6 protein-coding genes are annotated in these 4,496 nt (G+C 52.5%); 4 read left to right on the top strand and 2 right to left on the bottom strand.

Annotation, left to right across the window (positions count from 1 at the left end; genetic code table 11):
* Window positions 1-176, top strand: a 176-nt coding sequence (locus IGR76_10635) for an IS5/IS1182 family transposase (GenBank protein MBF2078949.1), incomplete at its 5' end; no start/stop codon positions are given.
* Window positions 177-330: 154 nt separating this feature from the next.
* Complete coding sequence (locus IGR76_10630; GenBank protein MBF2078948.1) at window positions 331-930, top strand: hypothetical protein; 600 nt, start codon at window positions 331-333, stop codon at window positions 928-930.
* A gap of 49 nt (window positions 931-979) precedes the next feature.
* Here IGR76_10630 and IGR76_10625 read toward each other — a convergent pair whose 3' ends face one another.
* Together IGR76_10625 and aroF are read right to left on the bottom strand one after the other, a co-directional pair.
* Window positions 980-1,426: a hypothetical protein gene (locus IGR76_10625; GenBank protein MBF2078947.1), complete on the bottom strand. Its 447-nt coding sequence runs from the start codon at window positions 1,424-1,426 to the stop codon at window positions 980-982.
* 125 nt (window positions 1,427-1,551) lie between these two features.
* Window positions 1,552-2,424, bottom strand: coding sequence for a 3-deoxy-7-phosphoheptulonate synthase (gene aroF / locus IGR76_10620; GenBank protein ID MBF2078946.1), 873 nt, complete (start codon window positions 2,422-2,424; stop codon window positions 1,552-1,554).
* 574 nt (window positions 2,425-2,998) lie between these two features.
* On the opposite strand from aroF, the gene IGR76_10615 reads away from it, so the two are divergent.
* The gene (locus IGR76_10615; protein MBF2078945.1) at window positions 2,999-4,117 is read left to right on the top strand and encodes a patatin-like phospholipase family protein; all 1,119 of its coding nucleotides are present in this window, start codon (window positions 2,999-3,001) and stop codon (window positions 4,115-4,117) included.
* 148 nt (window positions 4,118-4,265) lie between these two features.
* The coding region (locus IGR76_10610; GenBank protein ID MBF2078944.1) for a family 10 glycosylhydrolase at window positions 4,266-4,496 on the top strand (231 nt) is incomplete at its 3' end.

The raw sequence follows: 4,496 nt of genomic DNA, 5'->3' as shown, positions 1-4,496 counted from the left end.
GCTATCATCGTCGTTCGATTGCTGAAACTACCATGTTCCGCTTTAAGACTATTTTGGGGGGCAATCTCAGTGCGCGTCAATTTGACAATCAAGCCGTGGAATTGTTCATCAAATGTATTGCGCTCAACCGCATGATTCAGATCGCTAAACCCGATAGCTACAAAGTCGAAGCTTAATACCCGGACGACCTCAAGGTGAGCCTGATCATCCTTCTAATCATGCAACAAAGCCCAAAAACACTACAAAATTCATCATTTGTTCGGCAAAGCTCCGACCTTCCATTTAGAGTAGAGATCAGAACCATGTGCTGCTATCAAAGGTGGACTCCGATTGACCACTGATTTAAAGCTCAAGCTATATCCGGCGCTGATCGGGGTGCTGACGACGATCATCGCAATTTTGCTATTAGGACGATTAATTTCCCCAGCGGGAAAACCAGCGTCCCGCTCGTCCTCCTTTAATTCCTCTGAGGCCGATCGCCCCTTGGCCGCATCGGGACTATCGGCAATTGCCACAGTGCCGTGGACGGAGTCCCTTGTAGAGACTGAGCCAGTCGCAACTCCAGTCCTTCCGGCTCCGGCACTGCCAGCGATCGCTGATCAATCAGGCCGATTGCGCGTTAGTAATTCCACGCCCCATGTGGTTCGGGTGGTACTTCTGGCTCAAAAGCCGGATAGTGATTCCGATACCGATCGCTACCGTGAAGCCGTTCATTGGGATTTCGCACCAGGCGAAGGTGCAGGCAAAGGACTGCTGCTATCTCTGCCTGATGGTGAGTTACAGCTTCAGCCGAATGATGTCCTGATGGGCTTTTCGCTAGACGGTTCTCAGCGCTATTGGGGGCCGTACGTCGTCGGCCAAACTCCGTTTCCGTCCTGGAATGATAGTACCGGGGAGTGGACGTTGGACTTAGTGCCCAAAGCTCCTTGATCGGTGGCTTTCTCTGAAATATTAAACCGAGAATTTGCCCTTGCGGTTCTCAGCCTAAGACGGCCTGGATGCGCTTAATCACAGAGGCACGGCTGGCGATCGTCACCTGTTTCTTGCTGAACTGAACGTAAACTCGTCCAGCCAGAAACCATTTTGTCGCGGAGGAGGGTTCGTACACGGTCACCGTATCGTCCACGGGAAGGGCGGGAGTATCTATTTTGCGATACCCCAAGTCGGTTAATGTGTCCTCCAACTGTTCTGCAAATCCATCGCGTTTTTTAATCGGTAACGTCACAACCTTCGTGCGATTGCGGGCGGCACCTAGTAATCCCCCTGCTAAGCCAACGATGACTCCCAACTGAATTGGCGTCCCTGTACTGATGCTCACATGGAGCACCTGAGCAGAAATGAGGGTCGTAATCACCAACATGCCTGTGAAGTAGTACAGAAATGTGGGCAGAAAACCAGGGCCAAACTGTTGAATATCGTTGTCCATAGGGCTGGGTACTTGGGGTCGCGTTGCAACCCCTTAGTGTACAGGACTTAGAGGCTTAACCGATGGTGAACCCACTTTCTGTGCACCATCGGTTCTGGACATTGCGGGTTTCTGCGTTATTGCCTCTAAACCAAAGAGAGAGGGGGCATCGATCCAACTCCAGCAGGAATAGTGCGTCCAACAGCAATGGCGATCGCCTCCAAGGTTTCTGCTAAAGAGGCCATCTCGTCTAACGAAAGCGCTTGCCGCGCATCGGATACGGACTGTTCGGGGTGCGGGTGACACTCGATCATAACCCCGTCTGCCCCTGCGGCGATCGCGGCTTTTGCCAAGTTAGCAATCAGTTCCCGTTTACCTGCGGCATGGCTGGGATCCACGATCACGGGCAAATGGGTCAACTGTTTGAGGGCAACCACCGCTCCGAGATCCAGCACGTTGCGAGTGTAGGTGTCGAAGCTGCGAATGCCTCGTTCACAGAGAATTACGTTGGGGTTACCGTGACTGAGGATATATTCGGCGGCCATGATGAATTCTTCCAGGGTTGCCGCAAGTCCTCGTTTCAGCACGACGGGCTTTTGCACCTGTCCCAAGGCTTTCAATAGGTCGAAGTTCTGCATGTTGCGGCTACCCACTTGGAGAACATCGGCATACCGGGCGATCGCCTCAATTTGGGAAATCGCCATTACTTCCGTAATCACGGGCATCCCGTAGCGATCGCGCACCTGGGCAAGGATTTGCAATCCCGTTTCGCCCAATCCCTGGAAGGAGTACGGTGAGGTGCGGGGTTTGTATACGCCGCCACGCAGCGCTTGCACCGGGGCGATCGCCAATCGACTCGCAACCGCCTCCATTTGGTCTGCATTCTCAACGGCACAGGGGCCACCTACAATTAATAGTTCCGACCCGCCAACGGTCACCGTAGGGGATAGGGCGATGACAGTGCGATGATCGGGGTGAGTTTTTGCAGCAAGTTTGGCATTCTTCATCAGGTCAGACATGGGTTGAATCCTCAACGGTTGAAGGTGGGCAGTAAAATAAAAACGCCCGAAACCTTTAGATTCCGGGCGGTGATGTGCATGACAGCATGGCAACGTTACCCGGAGCGGTGTCGGGGCCAAAACCAATAAAATCCCAAAAAAGCGGTGCGGATAACGTTGGGTTGCATGGTAGTAATGCGCGAGGTGTTCCTAAAACATTAAAAAACCGCAGCTCTTACACTGCGGTTCACCTAGAGTTCCATGGCAAGCAGGACTCACCCTAGGTGAACCGGGTTAAACCAATAAAAGTAGAAAGATTGACGTAACATATCTCTGGCGGAGAGTTCTTGAATAGCTTTATACGACGCTAACGGACAGTTGTGGGTTTCGTCAAGTCCCTTTTGGGAGGTGATGGGGTGATGGGGTGAAGAGGGGGGGAGCTCAAAACTTAAAACTCAGAACTCGGAACTTAAAACCCGGAACTCAAACTTGGTAGAGATTAAAGTATCGGTAAAGGTACGGTCGAAGGTGCGATCGTCCGCTCAGAAGTGGGAATACTAGACCCCATCCATCAATGGTGCGTCTAATCAAACCTATGACTATTTGGAATCCTGCGGCTGTACGCCGCCGCGAAAATTTGTGTTTGACCGAAGTCGAAAAAGCATTTGTCCGATCTAAATTACCCCTAGCTCCCGATGGTAATTACTACGTGGATGCTGTTTTTGAAGGGGGTGGCGTTAAGGGAACCGCATTTCTAGGAGCATTACGCTGTTTTGACGAGGTTGGCATTCGCGTTCGCAAAGTAGCAGGTACCTCTGCCGGGGCGATTACTGCTGCCCTTGTTGCGGCTGAGTTTTCCATCGACGAACTCGAACGTATTGTTGGCGAACTGGATTATGTTAACGATCTGCTGTGTAAGAAAACGAGTGCTCTGATTCTCAACGGCTGCCCAGCGAACGACCTCAACCAACCCCAACGGATGATCGGGAATCTGCTGCTGGCTCACGTGATGGGTCAGAACGGCATGGGGCAATATTCAGGGCAACCCTTTGTGCATTGGCTGGCACGAACCTTGGGCGATCGCCTGCCGAACTTTGGGGCGCTGATTCCAGCAGGGGCAACCGAGTGGTATCACGAGCGTGCCCTCAAGATCATTGCTTCCGATATTAGCCGCAACGAAATGTTGCTCCTTCCGAACGATCTAGAATTATTTGATCTGAATCCGATGGACTTCAGCGTTGCCGAAGCGGTGCGCCTATCCATGAGCATTCCCTTCTTTTTTGAGCCGGGACAAGTGGGCGACAGTGTGATTGTAGATGGCGGTATTCTCAGCAACTTCCCGCTGTGGATCTACGATGCGCCCAAACACCGAATGCCCCACTGCCCCACTTTTGGGCTTCAGTTGACGGACGGAGAGCGATCGCCCCGGACGATTAACGATCCGTTAGACCTGCTGTTTGGACTATTAGAGACCATGATGGTGGCTCGCGATCTGTACGAGCAGCGCACCAACGATCTAGGACGTGTGATTACGATCGAGACGACGGGGATTACCGCCACCCAGTTCAACCTCACCACCGAGGAAAAAGACTTCCTGTACCTCCAAGGCTATACCAGCACCCGCGACTTTCTCATCAATCACTGGAGTTGGGAACGGCATCTGGAGCAGCGGGGCTACTGTCCTGAAAAGTCATTGGTCGGCGTAGCGGACTAGGTGACTGCCGTGCTAACGTGAGGCCTTCCCTGATGCAGGGTGTCCTGATGCTGTGGGGCGATTTTGTGTGGGTGAACTCTGCACAATGTCGCCCACTCGTGTAAGTCTAGATAAATCTGGAGCGATCGCCCCCTCTAATCCGATTTCTATGACCTCCATCCGTGGCGTTTGGATCACCAACGTTGATAGTCGCATCCTGGATTCTTCTCACACAATTCGAGAATCCGTTCAGCGGCTAGCAGATATCGGGATCAATACCCTATTCCCGGTAGTTTGGAACCGGGGCTATACGCTGTACCCCAGCCAAGTGATGGGCGATTATTTTGGGACGCCTGGTAATCCTGAAATTGCCCCTGCGTTTACAGAGCGTGATCCTCTG

The sequence above is a fragment of the Synechococcales cyanobacterium T60_A2020_003 genome, from assembly GCA_015272205.1.
GTDB lineage: Bacteria > Cyanobacteriota > Cyanobacteriia > RECH01 > RECH01 > JACYMB01.
The sequence above is the reverse complement of the archived record's forward strand: the minus strand, read 5'-3'. Positions and strand labels throughout refer to the sequence as shown.